Annotated in this window: 25 protein-coding genes and 1 other RNA gene; 6 read left to right on the forward strand and 20 right to left on the reverse strand. The window is 44.8% G+C overall.

Annotated elements, in window-relative coordinates:
- Positions 1–5: 5 nt before the first annotated feature.
- The 8 genes from A5882_RS02725 to A5882_RS02760 form a co-directional block, all read right to left on the reverse strand.
- A complete protein-coding gene (locus A5882_RS02725) occupies positions 6–1,556 on the reverse strand; it encodes an ABC transporter permease (protein WP_081487954.1) in 1,551 nt (516 codons plus the stop codon).
- Between the two features lie 313 nt (positions 1,557–1,869).
- The gene (gene dtd / locus A5882_RS02730; protein WP_010749039.1) at positions 1,870–2,316 is read right to left on the reverse strand and encodes a D-aminoacyl-tRNA deacylase; all 447 of its coding nucleotides are present in this window, start codon (positions 2,314–2,316) and stop codon (positions 1,870–1,872) included.
- Positions 2,317–2,322: 6 nt separating this feature from the next.
- Complete coding sequence (locus A5882_RS02735; RefSeq protein ID WP_086332721.1) at positions 2,323–4,533, reverse strand: bifunctional (p)ppGpp synthetase/guanosine-3',5'-bis(diphosphate) 3'-pyrophosphohydrolase; 2,211 nt, start codon at positions 4,531–4,533, stop codon at positions 2,323–2,325.
- Between the two features lie 187 nt (positions 4,534–4,720).
- Entirely contained in the window at positions 4,721–5,386 is a 666-nt protein-coding gene (locus tag A5882_RS02740) for a deoxyribose-phosphate aldolase (RefSeq protein WP_086372390.1), read from the reverse strand.
- Between the two features lie 4 nt (positions 5,387–5,390).
- Positions 5,391–6,146 (reverse strand): 16S rRNA (uracil(1498)-N(3))-methyltransferase, encoded by a 756-nt coding sequence (locus A5882_RS02745; RefSeq protein ID WP_086372391.1) that lies wholly within the window; start codon positions 6,144–6,146, stop codon positions 5,391–5,393.
- 1 nt (position 6,147) lies between these two features.
- Positions 6,148–7,095: a 50S ribosomal protein L11 methyltransferase gene (gene prmA / locus A5882_RS02750; protein ID WP_086372392.1), complete on the reverse strand. Its 948-nt coding sequence runs from the start codon at positions 7,093–7,095 to the stop codon at positions 6,148–6,150.
- Positions 7,096–7,106: 11 nt separating this feature from the next.
- Positions 7,107–7,595 carry a DUF3013 family protein gene (locus A5882_RS02755; protein WP_034872159.1) on the reverse strand — a complete coding sequence of 163 codons (489 nt, stop codon included), beginning with the start codon at positions 7,593–7,595 and terminating at the stop codon, positions 7,107–7,109.
- Positions 7,531–8,229 carry a DNA-3-methyladenine glycosylase gene (locus tag A5882_RS02760; RefSeq protein ID WP_086372393.1) on the reverse strand — a complete coding sequence of 233 codons (699 nt, stop codon included), beginning with the start codon at positions 8,227–8,229 and terminating at the stop codon, positions 7,531–7,533. The genes A5882_RS02755 and A5882_RS02760 overlap by 65 nt, the downstream gene beginning before the upstream one ends.
- Before the next feature lie 216 nt (positions 8,230–8,445).
- Between A5882_RS02760 and A5882_RS02765 the strand changes: the two genes are divergently transcribed.
- From A5882_RS02765 to A5882_RS02780, 4 genes are all read left to right on the forward strand, one after another.
- On the forward strand, positions 8,446–9,723 hold the full coding sequence (locus tag A5882_RS02765) for a replication-associated recombination protein A (protein WP_061053360.1): 1,278 nt from the start codon (positions 8,446–8,448) through the stop codon (positions 9,721–9,723).
- A gap of 85 nt (positions 9,724–9,808) precedes the next feature.
- A non-coding RNA gene (gene ssrS / locus A5882_RS02770) (6S RNA) lies at positions 9,809–10,003 on the forward strand.
- A gap of 168 nt (positions 10,004–10,171) precedes the next feature.
- Positions 10,172–10,462 (forward strand): hypothetical protein, encoded by a 291-nt coding sequence (locus tag A5882_RS02775; RefSeq protein WP_005233435.1) that lies wholly within the window; start codon positions 10,172–10,174, stop codon positions 10,460–10,462.
- Between the two features lie 64 nt (positions 10,463–10,526).
- Positions 10,527–11,006 (forward strand): universal stress protein, encoded by a 480-nt coding sequence (locus tag A5882_RS02780; RefSeq protein WP_061053361.1) that lies wholly within the window; start codon positions 10,527–10,529, stop codon positions 11,004–11,006.
- Between the two features lie 285 nt (positions 11,007–11,291).
- Here the strand turns inward: A5882_RS02780 and A5882_RS02785 are convergent, their stop codons facing one another.
- Together A5882_RS02785 and A5882_RS02790 are read right to left on the reverse strand one after the other, a co-directional pair.
- Positions 11,292–12,872, reverse strand: coding sequence for an ABC transporter (locus A5882_RS02785; protein ID WP_086372394.1), 1,581 nt, complete (start codon positions 12,870–12,872; stop codon positions 11,292–11,294).
- A complete protein-coding gene (locus A5882_RS02790; protein WP_008382046.1) occupies positions 12,873–13,628 on the reverse strand; it encodes an ABC transporter ATP-binding protein in 756 nt (251 codons plus the stop codon).
- 270 nt (positions 13,629–13,898) lie between these two features.
- Between A5882_RS02790 and A5882_RS02795 the strand changes: the two genes are divergently transcribed.
- On the forward strand, positions 13,899–15,899 hold the full coding sequence (locus A5882_RS02795; RefSeq protein ID WP_008382045.1) for a KUP/HAK/KT family potassium transporter: 2,001 nt from the start codon (positions 13,899–13,901) through the stop codon (positions 15,897–15,899).
- Positions 15,900–16,212: 313 nt separating this feature from the next.
- Positions 16,213–17,796 (forward strand): ribosomal protection-like ABC-F family protein, encoded by a 1,584-nt coding sequence (gene abc-f / locus A5882_RS02800; RefSeq protein WP_008382043.1) that lies wholly within the window; start codon positions 16,213–16,215, stop codon positions 17,794–17,796.
- 95 nt (positions 17,797–17,891) lie between these two features.
- Here the strand turns inward: abc-f and A5882_RS02805 are convergent, their stop codons facing one another.
- From A5882_RS02805 to comGA, 10 genes are all read right to left on the reverse strand, one after another.
- Positions 17,892–19,352 (reverse strand): peptide MFS transporter, encoded by a 1,461-nt coding sequence (locus tag A5882_RS02805; RefSeq protein ID WP_005227746.1) that lies wholly within the window; start codon positions 19,350–19,352, stop codon positions 17,892–17,894.
- 357 nt (positions 19,353–19,709) lie between these two features.
- Positions 19,710–20,894: an acetate/propionate family kinase gene (locus A5882_RS02810; RefSeq protein WP_005233419.1), complete on the reverse strand. Its 1,185-nt coding sequence runs from the start codon at positions 20,892–20,894 to the stop codon at positions 19,710–19,712.
- 24 nt (positions 20,895–20,918) lie between these two features.
- Positions 20,919–21,923 (reverse strand): class I SAM-dependent methyltransferase, encoded by a 1,005-nt coding sequence (locus A5882_RS02815; protein ID WP_005233418.1) that lies wholly within the window; start codon positions 21,921–21,923, stop codon positions 20,919–20,921.
- Positions 21,924–22,090: 167 nt separating this feature from the next.
- Positions 22,091–22,462 (reverse strand): competence type IV pilus minor pilin ComGG, encoded by a 372-nt coding sequence (gene comGG, locus A5882_RS02820; RefSeq protein ID WP_008382038.1) that lies wholly within the window; start codon positions 22,460–22,462, stop codon positions 22,091–22,093.
- The gene (gene comGF / locus A5882_RS02825; RefSeq protein WP_005233416.1) at positions 22,425–22,850 is read right to left on the reverse strand and encodes a competence type IV pilus minor pilin ComGF; all 426 of its coding nucleotides are present in this window, start codon (positions 22,848–22,850) and stop codon (positions 22,425–22,427) included. Before comGF ends, comGG begins: the two co-directional genes overlap by 38 nt.
- Complete coding sequence (locus tag A5882_RS02830) at positions 22,840–23,154, reverse strand: hypothetical protein (protein WP_005233415.1); 315 nt, start codon at positions 23,152–23,154, stop codon at positions 22,840–22,842. The genes comGF and A5882_RS02830 overlap by 11 nt, the downstream gene beginning before the upstream one ends.
- A complete protein-coding gene (gene comGD, locus A5882_RS02835; protein ID WP_005233414.1) occupies positions 23,135–23,599 on the reverse strand; it encodes a competence type IV pilus minor pilin ComGD in 465 nt (154 codons plus the stop codon). Before comGD ends, A5882_RS02830 begins: the two co-directional genes overlap by 20 nt.
- Positions 23,583–23,888: a competence type IV pilus major pilin ComGC gene (gene comGC, locus A5882_RS02840; protein WP_005233413.1), complete on the reverse strand. Its 306-nt coding sequence runs from the start codon at positions 23,886–23,888 to the stop codon at positions 23,583–23,585. The genes comGD and comGC overlap by 17 nt, the downstream gene beginning before the upstream one ends.
- Positions 23,885–24,913 carry a competence type IV pilus assembly protein ComGB gene (comGB, locus tag A5882_RS02845; protein ID WP_016612983.1) on the reverse strand — a complete coding sequence of 343 codons (1,029 nt, stop codon included), beginning with the start codon at positions 24,911–24,913 and terminating at the stop codon, positions 23,885–23,887. The genes comGC and comGB overlap by 4 nt, the downstream gene beginning before the upstream one ends.
- The gene (gene comGA / locus A5882_RS02850; protein ID WP_016612984.1) at positions 24,867–25,829 is read right to left on the reverse strand and encodes a competence type IV pilus ATPase ComGA; all 963 of its coding nucleotides are present in this window, start codon (positions 25,827–25,829) and stop codon (positions 24,867–24,869) included. Before comGA ends, comGB begins: the two co-directional genes overlap by 47 nt.
- Between the last annotated feature and the right edge of the window lie 63 nt (positions 25,830–25,892).

Raw genomic sequence — 25,892 nt, forward strand, 5'->3', positions numbered from 1 at the left:
TCCTCCTACATCATGATTTTCTTTGGATTCAAGCGTAAAATATACAATAGCGGTAAAATAGCTGAGAACAAGACGGTTCCTAAACCTAACAGCAGATACGTAATGATGTAGCCTGCTGAGAAGGACACTTGATAGGCATTCTTGATATCCATGTAATCAATATCAGCTGCCATCAAACCGCCAGAATAAACACCGCCCATATCATTTTGATTGCTCATCCAATCGTTTTGCATCAAGGTATTTGAAACGGCACCACCTAATAAGTTCCCGGTCACTAAGGACAATAGCAGTGCGGCTAAACTAACCAGCAAGACTTCAATCACGATCTGTCCAATGACTTTCCCACGGCTTTCCCCTAAGGAGAGATAGATGCCCAATTCTTGTTTCCGATCTCGTAAGAAAAGCAAGACCACTAAGGAAATAATAAAGATGGTTGCGATCGACGCAATGATCACGATGTAATTTGCGATCACCCCTAACCGAGTAAAGCCACCGGCGATCTGCTCGTATTGATCCGTATTAGCAATGACACGATAATATTGGGGCAATAACGCACCGGCTTCTTGTTTAAAGGCTTCGACGTCATCCGTTGAATTTAGGACAAAGATCGGTTGATAATAGGCGTCTGACTCTTCTTCGATCACTTCTTGACCCCAAAGTTTTTCAGACTGCAATTTGTTAAAATCTTGCACTAAATTATTGCTAGCATAAAAGGTATTGATTTGTTCCATCACTTGCCATACCTGATCACTATTTTGTGAATCACTTTGATCTGATGAACTACTTTGATTGCTTTGATCCTTTTTAATTACAGAAAAGATCCCTGCAATGGTCACGGGATAATCAAAGGTCGCGACACGATTGCCACTCTCAGCCGTTTCGTCCGTCACATCCTCACTATCATCACTTACTCCCTCACTTGAACCACCTTCCATCATGACTTCTGCCCGTGTATCCCATACCAATTGATCACCGACACTCAGGTTATTCAATTCTGCGATCTCTTTACTGATCAATACCGCGTTCGTCAATTCACTGACATCTTTTTCTGTCAATCCCTCGCCTTCCTCCAAGCGAATCAAGCCTTCTTGCATGTCTAATGGCTCAACCAAATTTCCGCCTTTCAAAGAGAAGTAGTTGCCACCCATGCCGACCGATCCATCCTCTGGCGTATAGGCTTTCAATTTTGTTGTTTCTAACCACGCTTGATTTTGGTAATCAAAATATTTCACATAGCTTAATTGACCGATTTGCTCATAAAGATCCAGCGCTGGTGGTTTCGGATAAAAATCTTCTTGTGACTGCTCTTCCTCCGAAGCATCCGCATGGTCTTTTTCAAAACCTTCCCAATCCATTTCCACCGTAGCTACGTTCCCCATTTTGCGTTTCGTCTCTCGCTCCACGTTGGCAGTGGATTGTTGAATTGCTACAGCACCAGCGATCACATTGCCTAAAATAAATAGAACTAAAAATAAAATAAATGATTTCCCTTTTCTTCTGGTGATACTCTTTAATGCACGCTGCCAAAAGTTCATTGTTATTTCCTCCAGTGACATTATTTTTTAACAATTATTCCATACTTCTCCCTCAAGAACAATCGCAATAAAGGATCGTTTTTCGAATTTAAAATATTAAAAAACGGGTGAAAAAGATATTTCCATTTAATAACCCTTATAAAAGAACAAGAAAAAGATGTTAAATAACAAATAAAAGAATGGAATTTTTGCTAACAGTTTTGTAAGATTTCCCGATTTCAACTTAGATTTCACTTGGATTCCATCAAAAATGCTTAGCGCTTTCGAGAGTATAAAAAAAACGAAGGAATTCTCCCACTCTTTTCCAGCGAGAAAATCCTTCGTTTTGTATTCCCTATTTTTCTTTCGTATCGATCACGATCGTCACCGGGCCATCATTGACCAAGGCGACTTGCATATCTGCGCCAAATTTTCCAGTAGCAACAGTGATGCCTTCGGCTTGTAAACCTTCATTAAAGGCTTCGTAAAGCGGGATCGCAATACTTGGCGGTGCCGCTTGAATGAAACTAGGGCGATTGCCTTTCTTGGTCTCCCCATAAAGGGTGAACTGTGAAATACTCAAGACGGCGCCGTTTATGCTTTCCAGTGACCGATTCATTTTGCCCTCTTCGTCTTCAAAAACCCGCAGATTTTTGATTTTTCTTACGAGATAAGCCACATCGTCGCCTGTATCCTCATGGGTTATCCCCAACAAAACCATGAACCCTTGTTGGATCGCACCGACGATATTCTCCTCAATCGACACGCTTGCTTGACTGACTCGCTGGATCACTGCCCGCATTCTTTCTCATCCCTTCGTACGTCTGACACTGTAAACATCTGGAATCTGCTTGATTTTATCAACGATCGATTTCAAATGAGTCAAATTCTGAATCGCCACCGTGATGCGGATCGTTGCCATTTTGTCTTTGTTGGTTTTGGCTTCGACACTCACTAAGCGCTTCGTGACAGTGTTGACTGTCTGTAAGACATCGTTGAGCAACCCAGAACGATCATAGCCGTAGATCTCAAGATCGGCATCGTATTCTTTGTTGATGTCGGTGGCATCTTCCCACTCGACGTCGATCAAGCGGTTGGCTGCCTCTTTGTTTTGAACATTCGGGCAATCGCTGCGGTGGATCGAGATCCCTCGGCCTTTGGTAATGTAGCCGACGATCGAATCTCCTGGGACCGGATTGCAGCAGCGGGAGATGCGGATCAACAAGTTATCGACCCCTTCAATGACAATGCCGCCTTCGTGACGAACCTTCATTTTTTCTGGTTCTTTTTTCGCCGGTTGATTGATCATCTCTTGGACTTGCTGCTTTTGCTTCTCGATTTGTTTCTCGCGCCGTTCTTCTTCGGTCAAACGGTTGGCTAAAGTCGTGGGACTAACTTCCCCATAGCCGACAGAGGCAAATAGATCATCTTCTGTTTGGTAGTTGAACCGTTCGCAGGCTTCCGCCATTTTGCTTTTCGTCAAAAATTCTTTCGGCACAAAGCCCATATCTTGTAAGGTACGAACCACTGCCTCATGCCCTTTGATGATGTTTTCATCACGATCTTGGGCTTTAAAAAATCGTTTGATTTTGTTCTTCGCTTTGCTGGTAGCCACTAGTTTGACCCAGTCGCGGCTTGGCCCAAAGGAATTTGGTGATGTCAGAATCTCGATAATGTCACCATTTTTTAGCTTGTAGTCCAATTGGACCATCTTGCCGTTGACCTTGGCGCCGGTGGTTTTGTTGCCGATGTCGGTATGGATGCTATAGGCAAAATCCAGTGGACTGGAGCCTTGAGGCAACTCCGTCACATCACCTTTTGGCGTAAATACATAGACTTTGTCGCTGAAAATGTCCCCTTTGACACCTTCCATAAATTCAGAAGCATCATAGCTTTCATCTTGCAGTTCCAAGATTTCTCGGAACCAGCCAACTTGTTGGGTCATCTTGTCGGCTCTGACTTTTTCGGTCTTGCCTTCTTTATAGGCCCAGTGCGCAGCAACCCCAAATTCAGCGATCTCATGCATTTCATGGGTCCGAATTTGGATCTCGACAGGATTGCCTTTGGGACCAATGACCGTCGTATGCAGCGATTGGTACATGTTGGCTTTTGGCATAGCGATATAGTCCTTGAACCGCCCAGGCATTGGTTTCCATTTTGTATGGATCGTTCCCAAAACCGCGTAACAATCTTTGATGGAGTCAACGATCACTCGGATCGCCAACAAATCATAAATTTCATTGAACTGTTTCTTTTGGTCTTTCATTTTGCGATAGATCGAGTAAATATGCTTTGGTCGACCATAGATCTCAGCATAGATATCTAGTTCCTCCGTAGCGATCCGAATCTCTTCCACGGTTTCGGAAACGTAGGATTCCCGTTCTTCTCGTTTGGTCTGCATCAAATGCACGATTCGGTAATATTGCTGTGGATTCAAGTAACGCAAAGAAATATCTTCTAGTTCCCATTTGATTCGGCTGATCCCTAAACGATGAGCTAATGGGGCATAGATTTCCATCGTTTCTTGGGCGATGCGGCGTTGTTTGTCTTCCCGCAGATGTTTCAACGTACGCATATTATGTAAACGGTCAGCCAGTTTGACCATGATGACCCGTAAATCTTGCGCCATGGCGATCAACATTTTTCGATGATTTTCTGCTAATTGTTCTTCATGAGATTTGTACTTGATCTTACCCAGCTTGGTCACGCCATCCACTAGCATCGCTACATCGGCACCGAATTCTTCTTTCAGATCGGCTAACGTCACATCGGTATCTTCGACGACATCATGCAAAAAACCAGTTGCAACGGTATGAGGGTCCATCTGCAATTCTGCCAAGATCCCCGCAACTTGGATTGGATGAATAATGTAAGGCTCGCCGGATTTACGGAATTGTTCTTTGTGGGCTTCTGTCGCGTAGTCTAATGCTTTTTGGACAAAGGCAACGTGTTCTTCACTCATATAATGAGCGACCAATTTGATGACATTGGGCCCGGTCAATATAACTTCTTTTGCCATTCATTCCGCCTCCTGCTCTTCTTTTTTGTGCTATCAAAAAGGCAGACAGAAGTCGCTGTTAACGTTTCGTCACGCACCCAAAGCCTTGCGGACAAACGTTCTAAGCATGGGACTCCTGTCTAACCTGCAGTTCTTATTTAGTAGTATTATTATACAAATTTTTCAGCTATTTTTCAATCGCTGTTGTTCAAAGCACATCGGGTGCCGGCTTCTCCTTAAGCAATTCTTCAAAAACATGATACGAGAGCCCGATTTTCTCGGCGCCGGCAGCCTGTAGTGATTGCATAGCTTGTTCATCTATTGTGTCAGGATTGATCTGGATCGACAGTTGACTGCCACCATCTAAGGAAAACAAGCTCACGTCGTGCAATGCTTCTGCTAGTGGTTGTTTTTGTCCTAACACGATCTTTGGCCATGCTTCTTCTTTCAAGCGTTGTGCCACTTGGATCTTCGTCAATTCATTCATGATCTCGGTTTGCACAGCTAAGCGGATCTCCCCTCCTGTCAAGGTCAAGGAGCGAATCGTTTCGGTCAATTCCGCAAAGCCACGATCATTTTCCATGAAGGAAGAAGCCGGTAGCCAGACTTCCAAAAAATCGGCACCTTCCATAAACGCCCGACCGATTTCAAACGCTACCTTTGCCAGTGTTCCTTGGGCAAGGGGGTAATCGATCACTGCGCCGATTTGTAAGGAAGAGCCTTGTGCCAAGATTTTCGCCCGCCGAATGGCACTAGGCAAAACGACGACTTCCTTTAAAGCCGTTTTATATTGATTGATAAAATCCTTCAAGACCCAGTCGGTCAGATCGGCCGTCAACAAACGGACACTGATTGCTTCTTGGTTCTTATTCATCAACTCACATCCTCTTTAATTCCGTTAGCACACTGACAGCACTTAAAAAATAAAACGGTGCTGTTTCTGTTCGTAAAATCCGAGGGCCTAACCCGCATAATTTAGCGTTGTTTTCCTGGGCTCCTTCGATTTCGGAGGGGGTCAGACCGCCTTCTGGGCCAAAGATCGCTAAAACTTTGCTACCAACGGGCAATTCGGTGATCACTTGCAGCAGCATCGCTGCTTCTCCTTGCTTGGCTGATTCTTCATAAGCCACTAGGACCGCATCGTACTGACTGAGGCTTTGCCAAAATGCTTTGGCGTTATCCAGCAGTGTGATGGCTGGTGCGATCTGCCGTTGGGATTGCTCCGCCGCTTCTTGGGCGATTTTTTGCAGCCGCTGCTGCTTTTTCTGTAACTTCTTTTGATCCCATTTCACGACCGAAGTTTGCGCAGGAAAACCGATAAATGCTGCCGCCCCAAGTTCCGTGCCTTTTTGAACGATCAAGTCCAGCTTATCGCCTTTCGGGTAGCCGCTAGCGATCGTGACCTGCAGCGGCAATTCCTTGTCCTGCTGTTCTTTTTCGACTTCCTCTAAGTAAACCGTTTCTTCATCGGCCTCTTTGATCTTGGCGATGATCGCCAAATGATCCTCAAAAACTAAACCGACTTTCGTGCCGGGAGTCATGCGCATCACTCGGGTCATATGGTGGAAGGGTTCTCCCGAAACGGCAAACACCGCTTTTGCTTCATAAGGCTCCTGTAAAAAATATCGCTGCATCTTACTCTACCTCTGGTTTTTTAAAGGCGATCGCATACCAGTCTTTTTGATTGAACAATTGATCGATCTCAAAGCCTTGTGCGATCATGGCATCGATCACTAATTGTTTTTTCGTCTCAATGATCCCAGAAACGATCAAGGTGCCCTCTTGCTTCAATAAACGCCATGCATCAGGGATCATCAATAAAATGATATCCGCTAAAATATTGGCAACGATAAGATCAGCAGGGACCGTCACCCCTTGCAAAAGGTCATTGGCTTGCACGGTCACATCGTGAGCAATGGGGTTCATCGCCATATTTTCTTGGGCGGACCTCACAGCGACTTCATCTAGATCATAAGCAAACACGTCTTTGGCACCTAAATATTTGCTGGCGATACTTAACACCCCTGAGCCCGTCCCGACATCTAAGACGGTTTCACCGCCCCGCAAGTAGACTTCTAGGGCTTGTAATGTCAAGCGTGTCGTAGGATGCGTGCCGGTCCCAAAGGCCATTCCCGGATCAAGGGTGATGATCTTTTCATCTTCTTGCAGCGGTTGATAGTTTTCCCAGCTCGGCACGATCGTCAGATAGCGGGAGATACGGACTGGATGGTAATATTTTTTCCAGGCCGTTGCCCATGCTTCTTCCACGACCTCGCTCGTTGTGATGGTGTTTTTGCCGATTGCCAAACTATACTCCGGCAGACGGTCGATGGCTGCTTTGATCGTCGGCAGCACTTCTGGCAAAAAAATCGTCTCTGGGAAATAGGCACTGACTTGCGCACCTTCTTCTAAGGTCGTATAGGTTTCTTTATCCAAAATTTCGCCATACGCATCGCTTTTAAAATTTTCGACATCTAAAACGTCCTCGATCGCTACCCCACTTGCTCCGTGTTCCATTAAAATATTGGCGACTGCTTCCACTGCTTCGCTAGCTGTCGCTACGGTTACTTCATTCCATTTCATGTTCGTTCTCCTTAGTAACTAGGGTACGGGATCATGGTTTCCCCAGCCCCGGCTTGATAGTTCGTCATTTTCTCCACAAATGCTTCTTCGTTGAATCGCAATTCAAAGATCGCTTCTTCACTGTCATCGTTCAAGAAATCAAGCAGATCGCTTTGGCCTTCTTCTAAAATTTCTTGAATGTAATCAACCAATCCGTCTAACAACGCTTTTTGGATCCCTTTTTTTCCTGCATAAGGAATCGTCGCTAAATAATCTTCTTCATCAAACGTTGATTTTTGTGGATCATACAACAAAATCCCATCTTCAAATTCAATGATCGCTTCCTCTGATGCCACACCTTGCGCATCGTCGATTTGGACTTGTTGAGGATTTTCGGCAAACAAGCGCAACACCAATTCGATGGTATGATTTTTGGCATCCCAATCGATCGCCACATCATAATCGGAGATTTTTTTCGTTAATCGCTGATCTAAGTAAGTCAATATCGTTTCTTTCGCCATCACTATTCCTTCTTTCTAGCCAGCCATGATCTTGCTGAACAGCGGCTTTTCGTATATTTGTTAAATAAGGATTACCAGCTACCGCAAATCGAAGCGGCATCTGAGTCCACTCCCCTTTGTTCGGGATACCAATTCGAGGCAATGCCAAAATTTCTTTTGGGGTACGTCGGCGCTCAGGAACCAAATGCAGCGGACTCGTAAAAATCGATTCGCCGTAAAGCTCAGCTGGAATCTGTAGTGCCTGTACTAGTTTCCCGGGGCCATTGGCTACATCCGGTCCCGTTTTTTGTCGCTGTTGTTCCATCAAGTCAATCCCATCCACCGGTTCTAGCCCGCGAATCATGATTCCTTGTGGGATGCCTTTTGGTTGCGTAATAAAGTTGACAATTCGATGCGTCTGCATCGTATATAAATAAATCGTGCCGGGTTCCTGATACATCGCCCGAACCCTTGGTGTGTTTCGCATGCCCACACTATGAGCCGCCAGATCATCGGGACCTAGATACGCTTCACAATCCACGATATACCCACCTAATGTTCCTTCTGGGGTCTCATGTTCCAAATACATCCCTAATAAGGCACGCGCGATGGTCGTTGTCGGCTGTGTCGCAAAAAGTGCCATTAATTCATCCATTCTCATCACCCTCTTTATTCTACACAATTCTCGGTCAACTTACTATCTTTGACTACAGAGTTGCGGTGATCTCAACGATTTCTTTTCAACGAACCTGTTTTTTGCTGACTGAGTGGAAAATACGCGCCCTTTTGTTTTCGTAAGGACGCAAATCAGCTTGTTTATGAGAATGTACGTTCTTATGTTATACTTACAGGAAAAGGAGAGGATCGTTTTATGCAGCAGCCACTTGCTTATCGAATGCGGCCACGGAACTTAGATGAAGTCGTCGGACAGCAGCATTTGGTTGGCCCGGGGAAAATCATTCGCCGAATGGTCGAAGCCAAAATGCTTTCTTCGATGATCCTATACGGACCGCCGGGAACCGGAAAAACCAGCATTGCCAGTGCGATTGCCGGCTCGACACGCTATGCGTTTCGCATGCTGAACGCCGCCACAGATACAAAAAAAGACCTGCAAATCGTGGCAGAGGAAGCCAAAATGAGCGGTACTGTCATTTTATTGCTTGATGAAGTCCATCGACTAGACAAGACAAAACAAGACTTTTTACTGCCCCATTTAGAAAGCGGCAAGATTATTATGATCGGTGCCACGACGGAAAATCCCTACATTACGATCAATCCAGCGATTCGCAGTCGGACACAGATTTTTGAAGTCAAACCGCTCCAAGAAGAAGATATTTTGACCGCCATTGATCAAGCTTTAGCAGATGAAACTCGCGGACTTGGATCAGAAACCATCGTATTGACCGATGATGCCCGCTTGCATCTTTCGCGAGCGACCAACGGTGATTTACGAAGCGCCCTCAATGGCTTAGAACTCGCTGCCCGTTCCACACCAAAAGGACCAGACGGCATTATTCATTTGACCTTAGCGATCATCGAAGAGTGCGTACAGCGCAAAGCATTGACCCATGATAAAGATGGGGATGCGCACTATGATGTGATCTCTGCTTTTCAAAAATCGATTCGCGGCAGCGATGTGGATGGTGCGCTGCATTACTTAGGTCGTTTAGTAGAGGCAGGCGATTTGGCGATCATTTGTCGGCGCTTGATGGTCATCGGTTATGAAGACATCGGTTTAGCTAACCCAGCAGCCGCTGCTCGAACCGTCAATGCTGTGTTAGCCGCTGAACGTTTGGGCTTGCCGGAAGCTCGGATCCCTTTGGCCGATACGGTGGTCGATCTATGTTTGTCACCAAAATCCAACTCGGCCTACATGGCAGTGGATGCAGCGATCGCAGATATTCGTAGCGGTAAAGCTGGCGATGTCCCAGATCATTTACGAGACAGTCATTACAAAGGCGCCGAAAGCTTGAATCGAGGAGTTGGCTATCAATACCCACATAATTTTGATGATGCATGGGTCGATCAGCAATATTTACCTGATAAGCTAAAAGGTACCCACTATTATCAACCGAAAGCCACCGGTAAATACGAGCAAGCGTTGGGCCAACGGTACCAACAATTGCAGCAGCGAAAGAAAAAAAACTAGGTACTTAAAAAAAATAGTGACTTTTTGGTATCGTTTTCAAACAACTTTATTGCACCTTCGTCATTCCTATGCTACTATAAGGGTGGGAATTCTGTGATGTACGAGTTGTCCCTTTTGTGTGTTGACCGAACATTTTTATTGATATCTTGGGATCCGTCTTGTGTCAATGCTGGTAACATGCCTTTTCCTTTGGTAGTTCGAAGCTTAGACCGTGGAACCCACCTGCTAGAATTTGCGGGATCAATACTATGGGAAAAAGAACGGCATCAACGGATATTACCCATTCTTTTTAGAATGTGCCATCTGTTTTTAACAGATGGCTTTTTTGCGTTTTCTAGCCGTTAGAAACCGTGCAACGTCCTCCATCTGATATCAAAGTAAGGGTGGCTTTTGCTATTCTTTCTAGGGTTCGCTATACTAAACCTATCAACTTAGAATAGGATGGCGTATGTTTATGATTCTTCTATTATTTACGATCGTGGCACTCGTATTATTCGGCACCAGTTATTTGCTTTATGCCAAACAAGCGATTTTTTTCACTTTGATCCCTACTACTGAGGCGAATAAAGTCTTCTTAAAAACCTATAGCCTCATTCATTTCCTTTTAGGCGTAGTGGCATTGGTTGTGGGCTTTGTCGATAGAGAGCTGATTGCCTTGTTTTATTTGGCGTTGTTGTTGCTCTCTTCCGCTTCATTCAGCATCTTGCTGGCACAAAAAATGAAAAAAAAGGAAGATTAGGTTTTCTTTTTCCAGAAAAAAGCATTACAATAAAAGTAGAAGATAACAGATGGGAGTGTTTCTTATGTTACAACAATATCAACGAATCATGGTAGCCGTCGATGGGTCTAGCGAGTCAGAATTAGCCTTCAAAAAAGCCGTGAATGTGGCACAGCGGAATGATTCTGAATTAGTTTTAGCACATGTGATCGACACTCGGGCCTTTCAAACCGTTTCTTCTTTTGACGGCATGCTTGCTGAGCAAGCAACCGAAATGGCCAAACAAACTTTGAAAGACTATGAGGATTATGCCCGCAAACACCAAGTAACTGCAGTCAAAACAGTGATTGAATACGGCTCGCCAAAACCAATCATTGCCAAACAATTGCCCGAAGATCACAACATCGATTTGATTATGATCGGTGCCACTGGTTTAAATGCCGTGGAACGAATCTTTATCGGTTCCGTGTCTGAGTATGTCATTCGCCATGCTGGCTGTGATGTGTTAGTTGTGCGGACAGATCTAGAAAACAAATTACCAGAAAAAGACCACACCAAAGCTTGATAGCTAGACGACCTGCCGACGAACGGCAGGTTTTTTTGTGCAAAAAAAACCGTGACAAAAGCAAAAGAGTCAACGAGCACTTAGGTCTCATTGGTCTTTTTGCCTTTGGTCACAGCTCTTTGACAAGTCGGTTATCCAAACTTGTACAGCAAAAAATGAAAGCAAAGTAATAGGTACTCCTATCTAACCATGTTTCCTTTTGATTGTAAATAGTTTTTCTGAATTTTCTGAATAAATAGTTAATTTATCCATCCTTAAATAAAAAAAAGCAAAGCGTCGCTTCCCTTAGGAAAAACGACGCCAAAATCTATGGTCATAGTGGGCTATCCAAAGGACGCTGGTCAAGAGGATCACAAAGAAAACCGGACCATTCAATAACAAAAAATCAATCGAAGTCGCAGCAAAGCCATAAAGGATGATAACAATGACGGAAAGAAATAGCGTTGCGACTGTTCCAATGGCTAACCCAAGACTCCCCGCCCCTCTCGTAAACAATTGACTGATATTGGTCCAATCCAAAAGCAGCAATCGATAATCACGAGCAAAATATTTCAAGCACAAAAGAAAACTGCTCCAAAGTGCTCCTACTAGGAAAGAGATAGCCAAAATCAGCGGCATTTTGAATAAAAGCACTGCTGCCAGCACGATGACTGCCGTTAAGCTCAGCTGCAAAACGACGCCAAAGCGGAATTTTTCCCGCAAGTAGCGCTTCATCGATAACGGCAAGGAGCGGACAAACAAGAAATTCTCCTGATCCAATGAAATCAAATTACTGATAAAAGAAGTCGGGTTGACCATCAGTGCCGCCAAGGCGATCCCCGCCACGAAAACAACACCGATAAATCGCTCATCCAATTCACTTAACTGAACCGCCCCAGTAAACACAAAGGACACTAAAAAAATGATGGGCATCAGTAACGAGGAAGAAAAGACTTGCATGATCAAATTCGGATCACGGATCAACTGCGAATTGTAATTAAACAACAGCTGGCCCAAACCTTGATTGGGTTTATGCTTCCGACGAACACTCCCTTGGTTAGGCGCCGCGGCTGCCACTTGCTCATAAAACTTCGGCAAGATCAATCGATAGAGGGCAAAAAGCAGCACGCCTGCTGTGGCGATGATCCCTAGCAAGCTAAGCAAACCGGTCGTTTGAAACGGTGCCACCATCACATAATAAAAAGGCAATAAAAAGCTGATCGCTCCCCGGTCTACCACGTCTGTCTCATAAGTATTCACCTGATTCATCATTAAGACCCCGATCACAACAACCAGCATCGTCACACCTAGCAATAAACTAGTGACCAATTTTTTATGCTTCAAGAAAAACTTGGTGCGGGTCAGGCTGAAGACGATCAAGCTGCAAATGCTGAAGATCAAGACTAAAAACAAGCCGAACAGCAAGAACGCCCATAAGATCGTCAGCAAGAAAAAGACGTTTGCCCGAATCCCTGTCAGGAGAAATAAGACCAACAAAGGAAAAATAAACGGCGCAACGGTAAGAAATACCACCACGATCTTTGCCAGAAAAATTTCACTCTGTCGAAAGGGCAGCGGCAAATACGCTGGCAGATCTTGACTTTCGAAGAAGACATTGTAAATGGACGAAATCCCTTGGGAAAAGCCTAAGATTCCGAACAAAGCGACATAATAGGTAAAAAAGCCCGGCATCTGACTAAAATCCAATGTGATCATCGTCAAACCATAGACTAGCAGAAACACCACTCCAGAAAGCGCATATTGAAACAACAAATAACTGGTCAAGGTCGAACCAGCCTTGCCTTTTTTGCGGGCTTTGTCTGTTAGTTGGGGATTGGCATACCGCAAATTAACGGAGGTCAGCGTCAGAAATTGTTGTTTTCGCATCTACGCTTCCTCCGCTTCTGCAAGAATCGCTTCTTCTTGACTTCTCCCAGTCATTTGCAGATAGATTGTTTCCAAAGAAAGCGACGGATGCTGTGCCAGCAAATCTGCCACTGAGCCATTGTACAGCAGCTCACCTTTTTTCAAAATCGCTAATTGATCACACAACTGCTGGGCGGTGTCTAAGACGTGGGTAGAAAAAATCACGGTCTTACCCTTGGCAGCATGCTGTTTCATCATTTCTTTTAAATCATACGCTGCTTGGGGATCTAAGCCTTGCAATGGTTCGTCCAAGATCCAAATGTCCGGATCGGGGATCAATGCCCCAATCAGCAGCGTTTTTTGCCGCATTCCATGGGAAAAGCTAGCGATGGTCTCTTCTTCATGAGACAGCATATCAAACAAGCGCCCTAATTTTTGCAAACGCTCGGCCTTTTCCGCTGCTGGTACTTCATACGCTGCTGCAATCAAGTCCCAATATTCCCCAGCCGTCAGCTGTAAAAACAAATCTGGCGTGTCCGGCACATAGGCAATTTGTTTTTTTATCGCTTCCCGATGTTCCACGAGGGATTGACCGTCAAAAAAAATTTCCCCACTCGTCGGTTGTAAAATACTAACTAAGCTTTTGATCGTTGTCGACTTCCCTGCCCCGTTGTGTCCCAGAAAGCCAAAGATCTCCCCTTGACGAATCGTCAGGGAAAGATCAGACAATGCTTTTTTTGGTCCATATTGTTTCGTCAGATTCTTGATCTCAATCATTTTCCTGCCTCCTTATTCCATACCTATTGTTATCTTACGCTGAAACGTAGTAAAAGAAAAATGTTTATTGCCATTTTTATCAAATCAATTGACAGGAGCTGCAAAAACAAAGATAATAAGAGCACTTTAGGGGAGTAGCACATGGATCGTTCCATGATCTTAGATCAACAGCAAGCGGGAATCCGCTGGTTTAAGATGTTTCTTGCAAGACCTAAGTGGCAAGGGGCCGCTTAGGTCTTTTTGCAGTTTAAAATGGAGGGAAAACAGTCAATGAGTTCAAGTAAAATGAAAAAAGTGACCGCCGGCGGACTTTTAGTCGCCATGGGGGTGGTCTACGGTGATATCGGTACGAGCCCACTTTACGTAATGAAAGCCCTGGTGGAGGATAATGGCGGACTACGCACCTTAACGCCCGACTTTATCTTAGGCAGCGTCTCGCTCGTCTTTTGGACGCTGACCTTGTTAACGACGATCAAGTACGTCTTGATCGCATTAAACGCGGATAACCATGGAGAAGGCGGGATTTTTTCCCTTTATACCTTAGTTCGTAAAAACAGCCGCTACTTGATTATTCCAGCGATCATCGGGGGCGCAGCCCTGCTAGCAGATGGGGTATTGACGCCTGCCGTGACCGTAACCACTGCCATCGAAGGATTACGGGGAATTCCAGCCTTTTTTGATCGCTTCGGCAATGACCAATCGATCATCGTCGGCATCACCTTAGCAATCTTATTGGTCCTCTTTGCCCTGCAGCGCTTTGGGACTGAGTTTGTCGGCAAAGCCTTCGGACCGATCATGCTAGGCTGGTTCACCTTCTTGGGCATCGTCGGTGTGATGAACTTTGCCGGTGACCTTTCGGTGATTCGGGCCCTTGATCCCCGGTATGCGATCAATCTGCTCTTTAGTCCCGATAACAGCGCTGGTCTCTTTATTCTCGGCAATATCTTTTTGGCGACTACTGGTGCGGAAGCCCTCTACTCGGACTTAGGTCATGTGGGTAAGAAAAACATTTATGCTAGCTGGCCCTATATCAAAATCTGCTTGATGCTGAATTACTTTGGTCAAGCGGCGTGGCTGCTGCAAGTCTATCAAAACCCGACTTATCAAGAAATCGAAAACTTGAACCCATTTTTCCAAGCGTTGCCGCAAGGGTGGACAGTCTTTGGTGTCAGCTTCGCCACACTCGCTGCCATCATTGCTTCGCAAGCTCTGCTGTCTGGCTCCTTTACCTTGGTTTCTGAAGCCATCAAGTTGAAACTATTGCCGCGGATGCAAATCATCTATCCGGGGGCGTCTATCGGGCAAATGTATATTCCTGCCTTGAACACCTTGCTGTGGATCGCCTGTTCCGGCGTAGTCTTATTCTTCCAGACCTCTACTCGGATGGAAGCCGCTTATGGATTGGCCATTACGGTAACGATGTTGATGACCACTATTTTGCTGTATTTCTACTTGCACCAAAACAAGAAGACCCGTTTCTTGGCACCGTTCATCACGCTCTTTTTTGCAGCGATCGAAGGCATTTTCTTTATCTCTAGTGCGACGAAATTTTTCCATGGCGGTTACGTTGCCATCTTATTAGCCAGCGTGATCATCGGTGTGATGCTGATTTGGGAATGGGGCAATCGTATTCAAGAAAATGCTGCCGAAGAAGTTGCACTTTCTACCTACATCCCTCAATTGAAACAGTTGCGGGAAGATGATTCTTTGCCATTATCTCAGACGAACGTCGTCTTCATGGTTCCTAAACTGCAAGACGATCAGATCGGTCAGCAGTTCATCTATTCCATTTTAGACAAACGGCCGAAGCGTGCCAAAGTGTATTGGTTCGTCAATGTGGAAGTCACCGATGAACCTTATACGAAAAAATATGAAGTTTCGATGGCAGATACCGATTTTATCGTTAAACTAAAGCTTTATCTCGGCTTTCGGGTGCCGCAAGAAGTCAATCTCTACATTCGCCAAATCATTCAAGAATTGATGAAAGATGGTCGCTTGCCGCTGCAGCCGCAACGCTATTCCTTAACGCCTGGACGCAATGTGGGTGATTTCCAATTCGTGATGATCGAAGAAGAGCTGTCGAATGCAACTGCATTAAGCAAATGGCAGAAGCAAGTCATGCAGACGAAGCTTTTTATCAAACGCCATACTATTTCACCTGAACGCTGGTTCGGCTTAGAATACAGCGATGTGGTTCATGAGACCGTTCCTTTGGTCATCGGTCAGATGAAAGAAAGCTCTCTGACAGAATTACGCATCGAGGAACGCTAAGAAACCGCCAGTACTGGTTGAACTTTCTGATACTTTCAGGTACACTGAAAAGACAAAGACACAAAGGAGGGAAAACGACCATGATGCGCATGACTAAAATAACAAGTAATGAAAATTACCAACGATACCATATCGCATTTAGCCATGCAATTGGTTTTACAGTTGCTGTTGACGGGACGAGTCTGTCCAAAACAGTTAAATTTACGTAAAATCAATGGCCATCTCAAGGTATTTTTCTCAAAAAAATCTGAGTTTAAATAACACTGGCCATGGATATCCATGGCCTTTTTGAGTGGTCTCAAGGAGAGAGATCATGATCATACAAGCAATTGCTATTAAAAAAACCATCGGCGGGAATCCGTTATTTGAGGAGTTATCCTGCCAAATCGAAGCTGGGGAAAAAATTGCCCTAGTCGGCATCAACGGAACGGGCAAATCAACCTTTTTACAAATCTTGACTGGCAGTGAAGGTGTCGATAGCGGCGTTATCAGCCGCCAAAAAGGCTTGAGGATCGGGACGGTCGAGCAAGAGCTGACAGTTTCTGAAGCAACCGTTACCCACTACCTGCTCCATTCTGCAGCTAACATTCAAGAACTCAAACAGCAAATGAGCCATTACGAAGCCTTGATGGCAGAACCCGATACTGATTTAGAGAAGTGTCTGATCCGTTATGGCGAGCTGCAGCAGCGCTTTGAAGAGCTGGGCGGTTATGGATTAGAAGACCGAATTTCCGCGATCTTACAAGGGTTAGGAATTCCCCATCGGCAGGACGCACGGTTAACAGACCTTAGCGGGGGTGAACGGGTCAAAGTCGCTTTAGCCAAAGTGTTAGTCACCGATGCTGACTTGCTGTTACTGGATGAACCAACCAATCACTTGGATCTTTCAAGTATCCGCTGGTTGGAAAATTATTTACAGAATACGAAAAAAGCGGTTCTAGTCGTTTCTCACGATCGACACTTTCTCGATCAAGTCACCACCAAGACCTGGGAACTGGAAGAAGGCGCCCTGATTGAGTATCCTGGGAACTATAGCCGATTTCGTGTCTTGAAAGAAGCTCGCTTGGCGGAGCTGACCAAAAATTACGAACTGCAGCAAAAAGAAGTCCAGCGACTGAAAGTCATGATTCGTCGATTTCGTCAGTGGGGCCATGAAGGAGACAATGAATCCTTCTTCAAAAAAGCCAAAGAATTGGAACGCCGCCTAGCGAAACTTACACTGGTCAAACCGCCAGCGCCCCCGAAAAATCGGCTGCAAGGCTTGGCAAATGGCGGAAAATCAGGTAAAGAGGTGTTCATCGTTCGCGACTTGCACCAGCAATATGCCGATCAGCTCCTATTCAAAGACAGCAGTTTTGCAATCTACCGTGGGGAGCATCTAGCCATCATCGGCGACAATGGTACCGGAAAATCAACCTTACTCACATTACTTCTCGGTGAGGAGCTTCCTAGCGGCGGCACTATCAAGCGCGGCAGCAGCTTACAAATCGGCTATTTGCCCCAACAGCTACAGTTTGCCGATCCTGAGAGCCGCTTGTTGGCCTACGTACAGACGTTGACAGGAAACGAAGAGGCTGCTCGTCGGCAATTGGCCAAAAGTGGGTTTTATCAAAGTGATGTGGCCAAACGAATCAAAGATTTATCTGGTGGTGAAAAAATCCGTTTGGCGTTACTGAAACTCTTTTTAGAAAAAATCAACGTCCTGATTTTGGATGAACCAACCAATCACCTCGACAGCTATGCCCGAGAAGAAATTGAAGAAATGCTGCAAGATTATCAAGGGACCCTGCTGGCAGTCAGCCATGACCGCTACTTTTTGCAGCAGCACTTCCAAGAAGCCCTGGTCATTGCACAGCAGCAGATCACACGCCAGCCACTAAGCCCATTGATTGACTAAGACATTGATTCGCAACAAAAAAACTTGATTTTCCTACAGTAAGCATGGGTTGTTCAATCCATGCATAGGCGGAAAATCAAGTTTTTATTTTTTGATCAATGAATGTTGCCGATCAAGTTGCGGATCGGTTTTCTAGCTAAATACAAGATGATGCCGACAACAACGGCTACTCCGCCGACGATGCCATAGTACATCCCTTCTGTTTGTGGTGTATAGAACCGAGCGATTTGCGCATTGATGGCTTGTGAAGAAGCGTCTGCTAACAACCAAATCGCCAAGGTTTGTGCTTCGAAAGCTTTCGGCGCTAGTTTGGTCGTCACCGACAAGCCCACAGGTGAAAGACACATTTCCCCCGCAATCATAATGAAGAAGCTCAATACCAACCATAATGGGCTGACCCGTTCTTCTACTCCAAACAAGAGGCTTGGCAGCATTAGCAATAGAAAGGACAAACCGGCTAAGACCAAACCAATGGCAAACTTCACTTCTGTCCGGGGTTGACGAGAACCTAGTTTGGTCCACAACCAGACAAAGACAGGTGTCAGTAAGACGACAAAAAGTGGATTTAAGGTTTGATACAAACTTGCTGGAATATTGATGCCGAATAACGTTGATTGCGTACGGTCAGCGGCAAACAATGCCAAGATCGATGAGCCTTGTTCTTCTAAGGACCAAAAGACGATCGCTGACAAGAACAGCGGAATGTAGGCCAACACTTTTTTCTTTTCATCTGGTGTGACATCTTTCGAACGCAGCATTTTGGTAAAGTAGTAGATCGGCAAGAAAATACCTAGAACACTGATGAAGTTGATGAAGAAATCAACCGTCAGATGGCCCGTTGCAGCAGCTGCGCCAAACAACACTGCCAATGCGAGAAGAACCAGAACGACTGCTCGGAAGAAGGTTTTCTTTTCGGCTGCCGATAAGGGATTCGTTGGCGCGATCGCTACACTTTTCAACGTGGTTTTTCCTTGCACATAATACTGCACCAAACCGATAAACATCCCGATAGCAGCAATCGAAAAGCCTAAGTGGTAGTTGACCTCTTGTCCTAAGATCCCGACGATGATCGGTGCTAACAAGCCACCGATATTGATCCCCATGTAGAAAATTGAGAAACCAGCATCCCGACGGATATCGTCTTTGCTGTACAAATGCCCCACCATACCCGACACGTTGGATTTCAATAGTCCGGTTCCGATGACGATCAGCATCATGGACACAAACAACGCTGGAATCCCTAAAGGTGTTGCCAAGACGATGTGTCCTAACATGATCAAGATCCCACCATAAAAGACGGATTTATTTGATCCTAAAAGACGGTCCGAGATCCAACCGCCAACAATACTTGACATATACACTAAGGAACCGTAAATCGACATGATCGCCACAGCCGTTCCTTTTGGCAACCCTAAGCCGCCGTTGGCAACTGCATCGTACATGAAGTACACCAAAATCGCCCGCATACCATAATAACTGAATCGTTCCCACATTTCCGTGAAGAATAACGTCGACAGCCCTCGCGGCTGACCTAAGAATGTTTTTTCTTTTTCCATATATAATGGCCCCTTATAAAAATTAATGAAAATAAAATAGCGGAATTTTTCTGAAAATTCACAAATGCCAGTTTATTCCCATTTGGCAACTTTTACAAGGGTATTTCCCTGAGAACATCTTGTAAAAAAGGAAGGAAATTTAAATTCAAATGAAAGCAAAATGAGAAGCCATCCACCTAGGTGCAGTATGAGCCAATTTTCATATGTATAATTATTAAATTTTCTGTTTAAAAAATTAGAAAATGGTCTTCACCAATTTTTCTCTCTAGTCCCGTTTTGCGGACTTTCCTACAAAAAAACACATGCAAGCATTTCTCTTGCATGTGTTTCAGCTTCTATTCTAAGAAATGTTTTCGCTTAGCCGCGTAAACGTTCCACATCACGAGCGATCATTAATTCTTCATCTGTTGGGATCAAAAGTACTTTGACTTTTGACTCTTCAGTTGAGATCACTAATTCTTCGCCGCGTTTTGCATTTTGATCGGCATCTAATTCGCAACCAAACCAAGTCATGCCTTTGATAACTTCGCTGCGGACGTGGGCATCATTTTCACCGATACCAGCAGTAAAGACGATCGCATCGACACCGTTCATGGTCGTTACATAGCCACCGATGTATTTACGGATGCGGTCAGTAAAGACGTCATAAGCAACTTTGACTTCTTCTTTGTCGTAGTTTGCTTCTAGATCGCGCATGTCGCTGGAAATACCAGTTAAGCCTAATAAACCAGATTTTTTGTTTAAAACATCCACCATTTCATCGATGTTCAAATCTAATTTTTCCATTAAGTAAGGCAAAACAGCAGGATCGATGTCACCAGAACGTGTTCCCATCGTTACACCAGCTAACGGCGTGAAGCCCATTGATGTATCTACTGATTTTCCGCCGTCAACTGCAGTGATCGACGCACCGTTCCCTAGATGGCAAGTGATGATTTTTAATTCTTCGATTGGTTTGCCTAACATTTCTGCCGCACGCTCAGAAACATAACGGTGGCTTGTACCGTGGAAGCCGTATTTACGTACTTTAAACTCGTTATAGTACTCTAATGGCAAGCTGTATAGGTAATTGTGTTTTGGCATCGTTGCATGGAAAGAAGTATCAAAAACAGCGACACTGATGATTTCAGGCAAGATTTTTTTGAAAGCAGTGATCCCCATCAAGTTTGCTGGGTTGTGTAATGGCGCAAATTCAGCCAATGCTTGGATGCGTTCCATCACTTCGTCTGTGATCACAACTGAATCAGGGAAATCTTCTCCGCCGTGAACGACGCGGTGACCGACGCCAGTGATTTCATCATAAGCACCTAAAATGTTTAATTCGATCAGTTGATCCAATAACATTTTTACAGCTACTTCGTGATCGTTGATATCGATGATTTGTTCGAATTTTTGATCTTCCCCATATTTGATGGTAAAGATAGAATCTTTCAAACCGATTCGTTCAACGATTCCTTTAGCGACAACTGTTTCCTCTGGCATTTGATATAATTGCCATTTTAAACTTGAACTTCCAGCATTGATTGCGATTGTTTTTGACATGATGATCTCCTTATCCGAATTATATTACAGATTTGCTGCTTTCCAAGCCGCAAATTGTTCAAAAAGTTTTGTGATGTTCTTTGGTTCTTTCAGTGAGGCTAGCTTGACCAGCAAGACTTCTTCTGCTTGTTTGCTTGTCCCTCCGTGGTTTTGTAAAAGCAATATACTTTTACGTGAATGTTCATTTTTAAAGAGTTCTTCAGGAAGCTGAATCATTCCTTGCAAATAAACCTTTTCTTTCAGCCATTTTTTCAAAAATTCACTCTGTTCCGTTTCCAAGAAATTGCTTGGTAGTAAGAACAAACCGTAACCGCCAGCTTTGACATAGTTCATCGCTTGTTCCATCAACAAATGATGGGCGTAACTGTGTCCTTCTGGAGCCGCCGTAATAAAGCTGCGGGCTTTGTCATCTTGTGGGTAATAGCCCACCGGTAGATCGCTGATCGCCAGATCCATCGGTTCGATCAAAAGCTCTTGCAAGCCATCTTGATGGAACAAATGCAAGGGCGCTTTGGTCCATTCGCCAGTTGCAGCTGCGATCGCCAACAAGGTTTCGTCAATATCCACACCGGTTCCTTCTACTGGACGCTTGGCTAATTGCAGATTCAGCAAGACTGTCAATAAGAGATTCCCCATGCCTACCGATAAATCAAGAAGTTTCACTGGTTGATCGGCACTACTCAACTGCTCGATCAAATAGACGAATAAAAACCCAAGACTATCTGGTGTCAGTTGGTGATTGGCCTGCAGGCGCTCCGTTTGGCTGCCTTTCAACAAAACCAACTGCGCAAGCTTGCGTTTTTCTTCTGCCGATAGTTCCATTGCTCGAATTTCTTGATAGATGGTTTCTAAACGAGCAGCAGTTGCTTCATCTGGTACCCCATCGATCACGCGAACTTGGTATTGATCAACAAAATTTTCGATCGTCTCTACGTAAGCATCAAAAAAAGACGTTTCCAATGCGTTTTGAAGCAGTTGGATCGCTTCAACGGTCAAATGAAAAGACGTTTCCATTTTTTCTGCGGACATCTTGCACCTCTTTTCAAAACTATAACAACATATATACCTGTTTAATTTTAGCCGATTCATCCAAAATAATCAATCGCTTTCGTTTAGAATAATTTGTGAAGCTGTAAACATTCTTTTTCTATTTCTGTATGAAAAAGGATGGTCGAAACAACCATCCTTTTCCTGTACTATTCTTCTTGGTCATCTGTGTCTATTTCAGGCTGCTCTTCAGGCAACAAAAAGGTAAAAGTAAATCGCCGACTTTTGACATAGCATTCGATCTGTAAGCTCTGTCCTTGCCGTTCATAAGTCAACTTTCCTACATTATAAAACCGTGTCCCTCGATCTTCCAACTCGTTTTGCAAGAATTCCGCATGGAAAAGTTCACTCATAATACGGGCTTCATAGGTTTCAATGGTTTTTGTATAAAAAAGGGCTGTTGTGCGGCTGTTTTCTAACACCAGCAATAACATCAAGCTCAACAGCTGCACAAACAACAATGCTGTGAGTAAAATACCGCCTTTATGCCGCCTCTTGTGAGTGTATTTTCCATTGTCCAATTTTCTGGTCTCCATTCTCAAAGGAAACGGTAAAGCGGATCGCTGCGCCAATTTTCTCAAAAGACACATCTGCCACTTCTGTCAACAACGGTTGATAGCCATTGTTGTCCCGTTTCCGCAACACGCGGTTGATGCGATCGATCGTTACCGAATTGTTTTGACTGCTTCGCAAATATAGCGTGTTCTCGCTGACTGATAGATAGACACAGGTACTTAATTCCCGTTCCAACTGAAACAAAAAAACATGCCATTCTTGATCTTTGCGAGCCATGATCTGCTGATTGACCGGTGCGAGGTGCTTGACGATCCCGCTGATCATCAATAAGCAGATCGCCAATACCCATAAAGACAACAGACACTCCAACAAAGTAAAGCCTTTACTCTTCATACACAATCTCCCAGAGCTGTTCGCCACTTTGGATGCGTGCCTGTTGATGCTGCGCTGCTTGCCAAAAGCGAACTTGATAGACCGTCTGACGCTGCGTCGTGTAGGTAATGGTTGACGCATCAAAGGAGTGGTTCTGGACTTCTTCATACAGCACCCGCAGCATTTGGGCTTTTTCCTGCAATGCCGCACTTTGCGTCAGTGAAGCGGTCTGCATCGCTAAAAACAATAACACACAGGTTGCCAACACCCCAAAGCCAATCAGGCTTTCTGCTAAGATGAACCCGCTATTCAACGATTTTTTCATAGCGTCCGCTCCCAAATAAAAACTTATAGCTGATGGTTTGCTTTTTCTCCTGCCAATAGAAAACGATCCTTCGCAGACTGCTATTGTTGCCGGACTGACTACTAAAAAGAATATCGGGAAACGCCTGCATCGCTAGTTGAGGAGGGACTTCGATCTTGGTGACCGGCTCAGTTGCAGCGCCATAAAATGAAACAGTTGGCGTTGGCGCTGCTTGATAAACGGCTCGGGTTTGTGTGTTATCGATGATGGCCGATTGCTGTATGGTATAGAGGCCTTTTTCTAAGCGTGCACAAAAGCCTAAGACTTCAGCAGATCGTTGATAGTACTCGATGGCCACGACGGGAAAAAAGAGAAACATACTACTGACCATGAGGACCAAAAGGCTTTCTATTAAAGTAAAACCAGCAAAAGAGCAACGTCGACAGCCCTTAGTCCCCTTGCTCATAAATCGCATATTGCTCCTCAGATACATACCCTTCAGCGATCAATTCTTCTCTCGAGGGCTCCCGATTTTCATTCAGACGAAAGAGTTCGATCTGGGTTTCCACCACTTTCACGATGGCCGCATTTCCTTTCTCATCAATGATTCCTCTTTGCTTGGCAAGATTTGGGACAAACAACAAAACCAAAATACTGATCACTAATAAAACAACCAACATTTCAACCAATGTAAAGCCTTTTTTGACACGCCAAATCCCCTGCTTGCGAGAAGATGCGACTTTCTTTTCTATCATTCGATCACTCCTTGGATATTTCCATAGATTGGTAAAAACATAGCGGCATAGATCCCAACGATCATTAAAGCAACCAACAAAAAAATCAGAGGCTGAACCCAGTGAATAGCTTTTTCGATTCGTTGAAACAAGCGATCCATCAATAATTGACTGTATAAAAAAAGCTCTTCTCCTAACTTTCCCCGTACTTCTCCTTGAAAGACGATCAAAGAAAATTCTGGTGTGAGAAACGAGAAATGACGAAGTTTTTCTGGGAGTTCTCCGCCAAGTGTCAAGGTCACTCGCAACTCTCGCGCTAATTCTTGGATCAAGGTAGCTTTATTGGTGTGCTCCATACACTCAATGATCTGTTGGATATCTAACCCTTGCTGAAACAACTTGCCCCATTCCAATGCGAAAAAACTCGTGTGATAACTCGTGTACAATGCTCCGAACAATGGCAGGTGGCTGAAGAATACAGCTTTTTGCAAGGCAGTGCGGCGGGCAAATACCCAGCGGCTGATCACAAAAAGCAGCACACTTACCAACAAGAAGAGGATAAGTACTGCTGGTGCCCAAGTGATGGCGCGAATGCCCCAATGACCTTCGTCGATCATGCCAGAGGCTAACAATTGAGGCATTAAAAAGCGATGCATGCCAAAGAGAGCCGCCACTAAAAAGACCAGTAGCAAAAGCGGATAGGCCGCTACTTTGTACAGCAGCTGTTTTTGCTTGTTGACCAATTTGTGGTAGTCGACCATCCGCCGCAAGGTCGTCGTGAGATTCCCATGACTTTCTGCTAAATAAAGCTGATTTTTTTCGGTAGCCGATAAAGACAACGGCGCTACTGCTGCTGCCAAGCTTTGCCCTTGGGCAAGATGGGCAATCAGCTGTTCGATCACAGGTTCAGAAAACTGGCGACTGCGCAGCAACACTTGGAGGCTTTCTTGTAGGGAAAAGCCACTCTCCAATAACACCGTGAAGGTGACCAAGAGGGCTTCAGTTGCACGGCGTGGTAGCTGGGGCTTCTTTTTCATAAACTTCATCGGTGATCCACCCACTTTCTTTCACTCGTTTTAATACGTGCTGCCACTGTTTTTCCACTTGCCCCTCATAAAAGTGATACGCCAGCAATCCATGGGGTTCGTTGACTTCATTCGGCAACAATCGCTGATAAACGATCCCTTGCAACGCGTGCGCCAGAAGATCGTCTGCCCCTAGCAATTCCAGCAGCCGTGTCTTGGTTTCTGCTACGCCTCGTGCATGGATCGTGGCAAATACTCGATGACCTGTCAGAGCGGCTCGTACAGCGGCTTGCGCCGTCTCTTTGTTACGGATCTCGCCAATCAAAAGCAGGTCCGGACGATGCCGTAAAGACAAGCGAATCAATTCATCATAGTCTTGTCCGATTTTCAAATTGGTCTGCAGCTGCAAAAAATGCGGCTCTTCAATCTCCACAGGATCTTCGATGGTAATGACTTGTCCCTTGGTTGCCCGTGCTAATTGATACATGAGGGTCGATTTTCCTGAGCCAGTGGGACCAGAAAATAAATATAGGCCTCTTTGTTTGGTTGTCTGTTGGATCTGCTGGACGTCTTCTGCAAAAAAATAGCGCAGATGCTCCTTGTTCAAAGGATAAAGAAACCGCATCACGAGACTTTCACGCCCTTGATAATCACCCACCGTTGAGACGCGCAACCGCTGTAGCTGATCGCCTAACAGATAGCTGACTGCGCCTAACTGAGCTTTGCGCCGTTCTCCCACCTCCATTCCTCCTAAAAATTTGAAGCGGGTGATCAGCTGCTGAGCTTCTTCGTTGGTCAGTACTTGATAGGTCTTTCTGAGATAGCTTTTACTGAAAATCACCTCCATCTGTGTACCGCTAGGCAAAATGGACAGATCCTGCATGCGTTCTTGTCTTCCATAAAGAATCAACTCGTCTGAGAATGCTCGAATATCCACGACTTATCCCTCCTAAAAAGAAATACGCAAACGCTTTGAGAATAGAAAAAAAAGATGAAGCAA

This window comes from Enterococcus sp. 4E1_DIV0656, assembly GCF_002140695.1.
GTDB lineage: Bacteria > Bacillota > Bacilli > Lactobacillales > Enterococcaceae > Enterococcus_D > Enterococcus_D entomosocium.

Bases quoted from the DNA above. Each gene is read 5' to 3' on its own strand.
- A5882_RS02725 (WP_081487954.1), bottom strand. From the start codon at position 1,556: ATGTCACTGGAGGAAATAACAATGAACTTTTGGCAGCGTGCATTAAAG.
- dtd (WP_010749039.1), bottom strand. From the start codon at position 2,316: ATGCGGGCAGTGATCCAGCGAGTCAGTCAAGCAAGCGTGTCGATTGAG.
- A5882_RS02735 (WP_086332721.1), bottom strand. From the start codon at position 4,533: ATGGCAAAAGAAGTTATATTGACCGGGCCCAATGTCATCAAATTGGTC.
- A5882_RS02740 (WP_086372390.1), bottom strand. From the start codon at position 5,386: ATGAATAAGAACCAAGAAGCAATCAGTGTCCGTTTGTTGACGGCCGAT.
- A5882_RS02745 (WP_086372391.1), bottom strand. From the start codon at position 6,146: ATGCAGCGATATTTTTTACAGGAGCCTTATGAAGCAAAAGCGGTGTTT.
- prmA (WP_086372392.1), bottom strand. From the start codon at position 7,095: ATGAAATGGAATGAAGTAACCGTAGCGACAGCTAGCGAAGCAGTGGAA.
- A5882_RS02755 (WP_034872159.1), bottom strand. From the start codon at position 7,595: ATGGCGAAAGAAACGATATTGACTTACTTAGATCAGCGATTAACGAAA.
- A5882_RS02760 (WP_086372393.1), bottom strand. From the start codon at position 8,229: ATGGATGAATTAATGGCACTTTTTGCGACACAGCCGACAACGACCATC.
- A5882_RS02765 (WP_061053360.1), top strand. From the start codon at position 8,446: ATGCAGCAGCCACTTGCTTATCGAATGCGGCCACGGAACTTAGATGAA.
- A5882_RS02775 (WP_005233435.1), top strand. From the start codon at position 10,172: ATGTTTATGATTCTTCTATTATTTACGATCGTGGCACTCGTATTATTC.
- A5882_RS02780 (WP_061053361.1), top strand. From the start codon at position 10,527: ATGTTACAACAATATCAACGAATCATGGTAGCCGTCGATGGGTCTAGC.
- A5882_RS02785 (WP_086372394.1), bottom strand. From the start codon at position 12,872: ATGCGAAAACAACAATTTCTGACGCTGACCTCCGTTAATTTGCGGTAT.
- A5882_RS02790 (WP_008382046.1), bottom strand. From the start codon at position 13,628: ATGATTGAGATCAAGAATCTGACGAAACAATATGGACCAAAAAAAGCA.
- A5882_RS02795 (WP_008382045.1), top strand. From the start codon at position 13,899: ATGAGTTCAAGTAAAATGAAAAAAGTGACCGCCGGCGGACTTTTAGTC.
- abc-f (WP_008382043.1), top strand. From the start codon at position 16,213: ATGATCATACAAGCAATTGCTATTAAAAAAACCATCGGCGGGAATCCG.
- A5882_RS02805 (WP_005227746.1), bottom strand. From the start codon at position 19,352: ATGGAAAAAGAAAAAACATTCTTAGGTCAGCCGCGAGGGCTGTCGACG.
- A5882_RS02810 (WP_005233419.1), bottom strand. From the start codon at position 20,894: ATGTCAAAAACAATCGCAATCAATGCTGGAAGTTCAAGTTTAAAATGG.
- A5882_RS02815 (WP_005233418.1), bottom strand. From the start codon at position 21,923: ATGTCCGCAGAAAAAATGGAAACGTCTTTTCATTTGACCGTTGAAGCG.
- comGF (WP_005233416.1), bottom strand. From the start codon at position 22,850: ATGAAGAGTAAAGGCTTTACTTTGTTGGAGTGTCTGTTGTCTTTATGG.
- A5882_RS02830 (WP_005233415.1), bottom strand. From the start codon at position 23,154: ATGAAAAAATCGTTGAATAGCGGGTTCATCTTAGCAGAAAGCCTGATT.
- comGD (WP_005233414.1), bottom strand. From the start codon at position 23,599: ATGAGCAAGGGGACTAAGGGCTGTCGACGTTGCTCTTTTGCTGGTTTT.
- comGC (WP_005233413.1), bottom strand. From the start codon at position 23,888: ATGATAGAAAAGAAAGTCGCATCTTCTCGCAAGCAGGGGATTTGGCGT.
- comGB (WP_016612983.1), bottom strand. From the start codon at position 24,913: ATGAAGTTTATGAAAAAGAAGCCCCAGCTACCACGCCGTGCAACTGAA.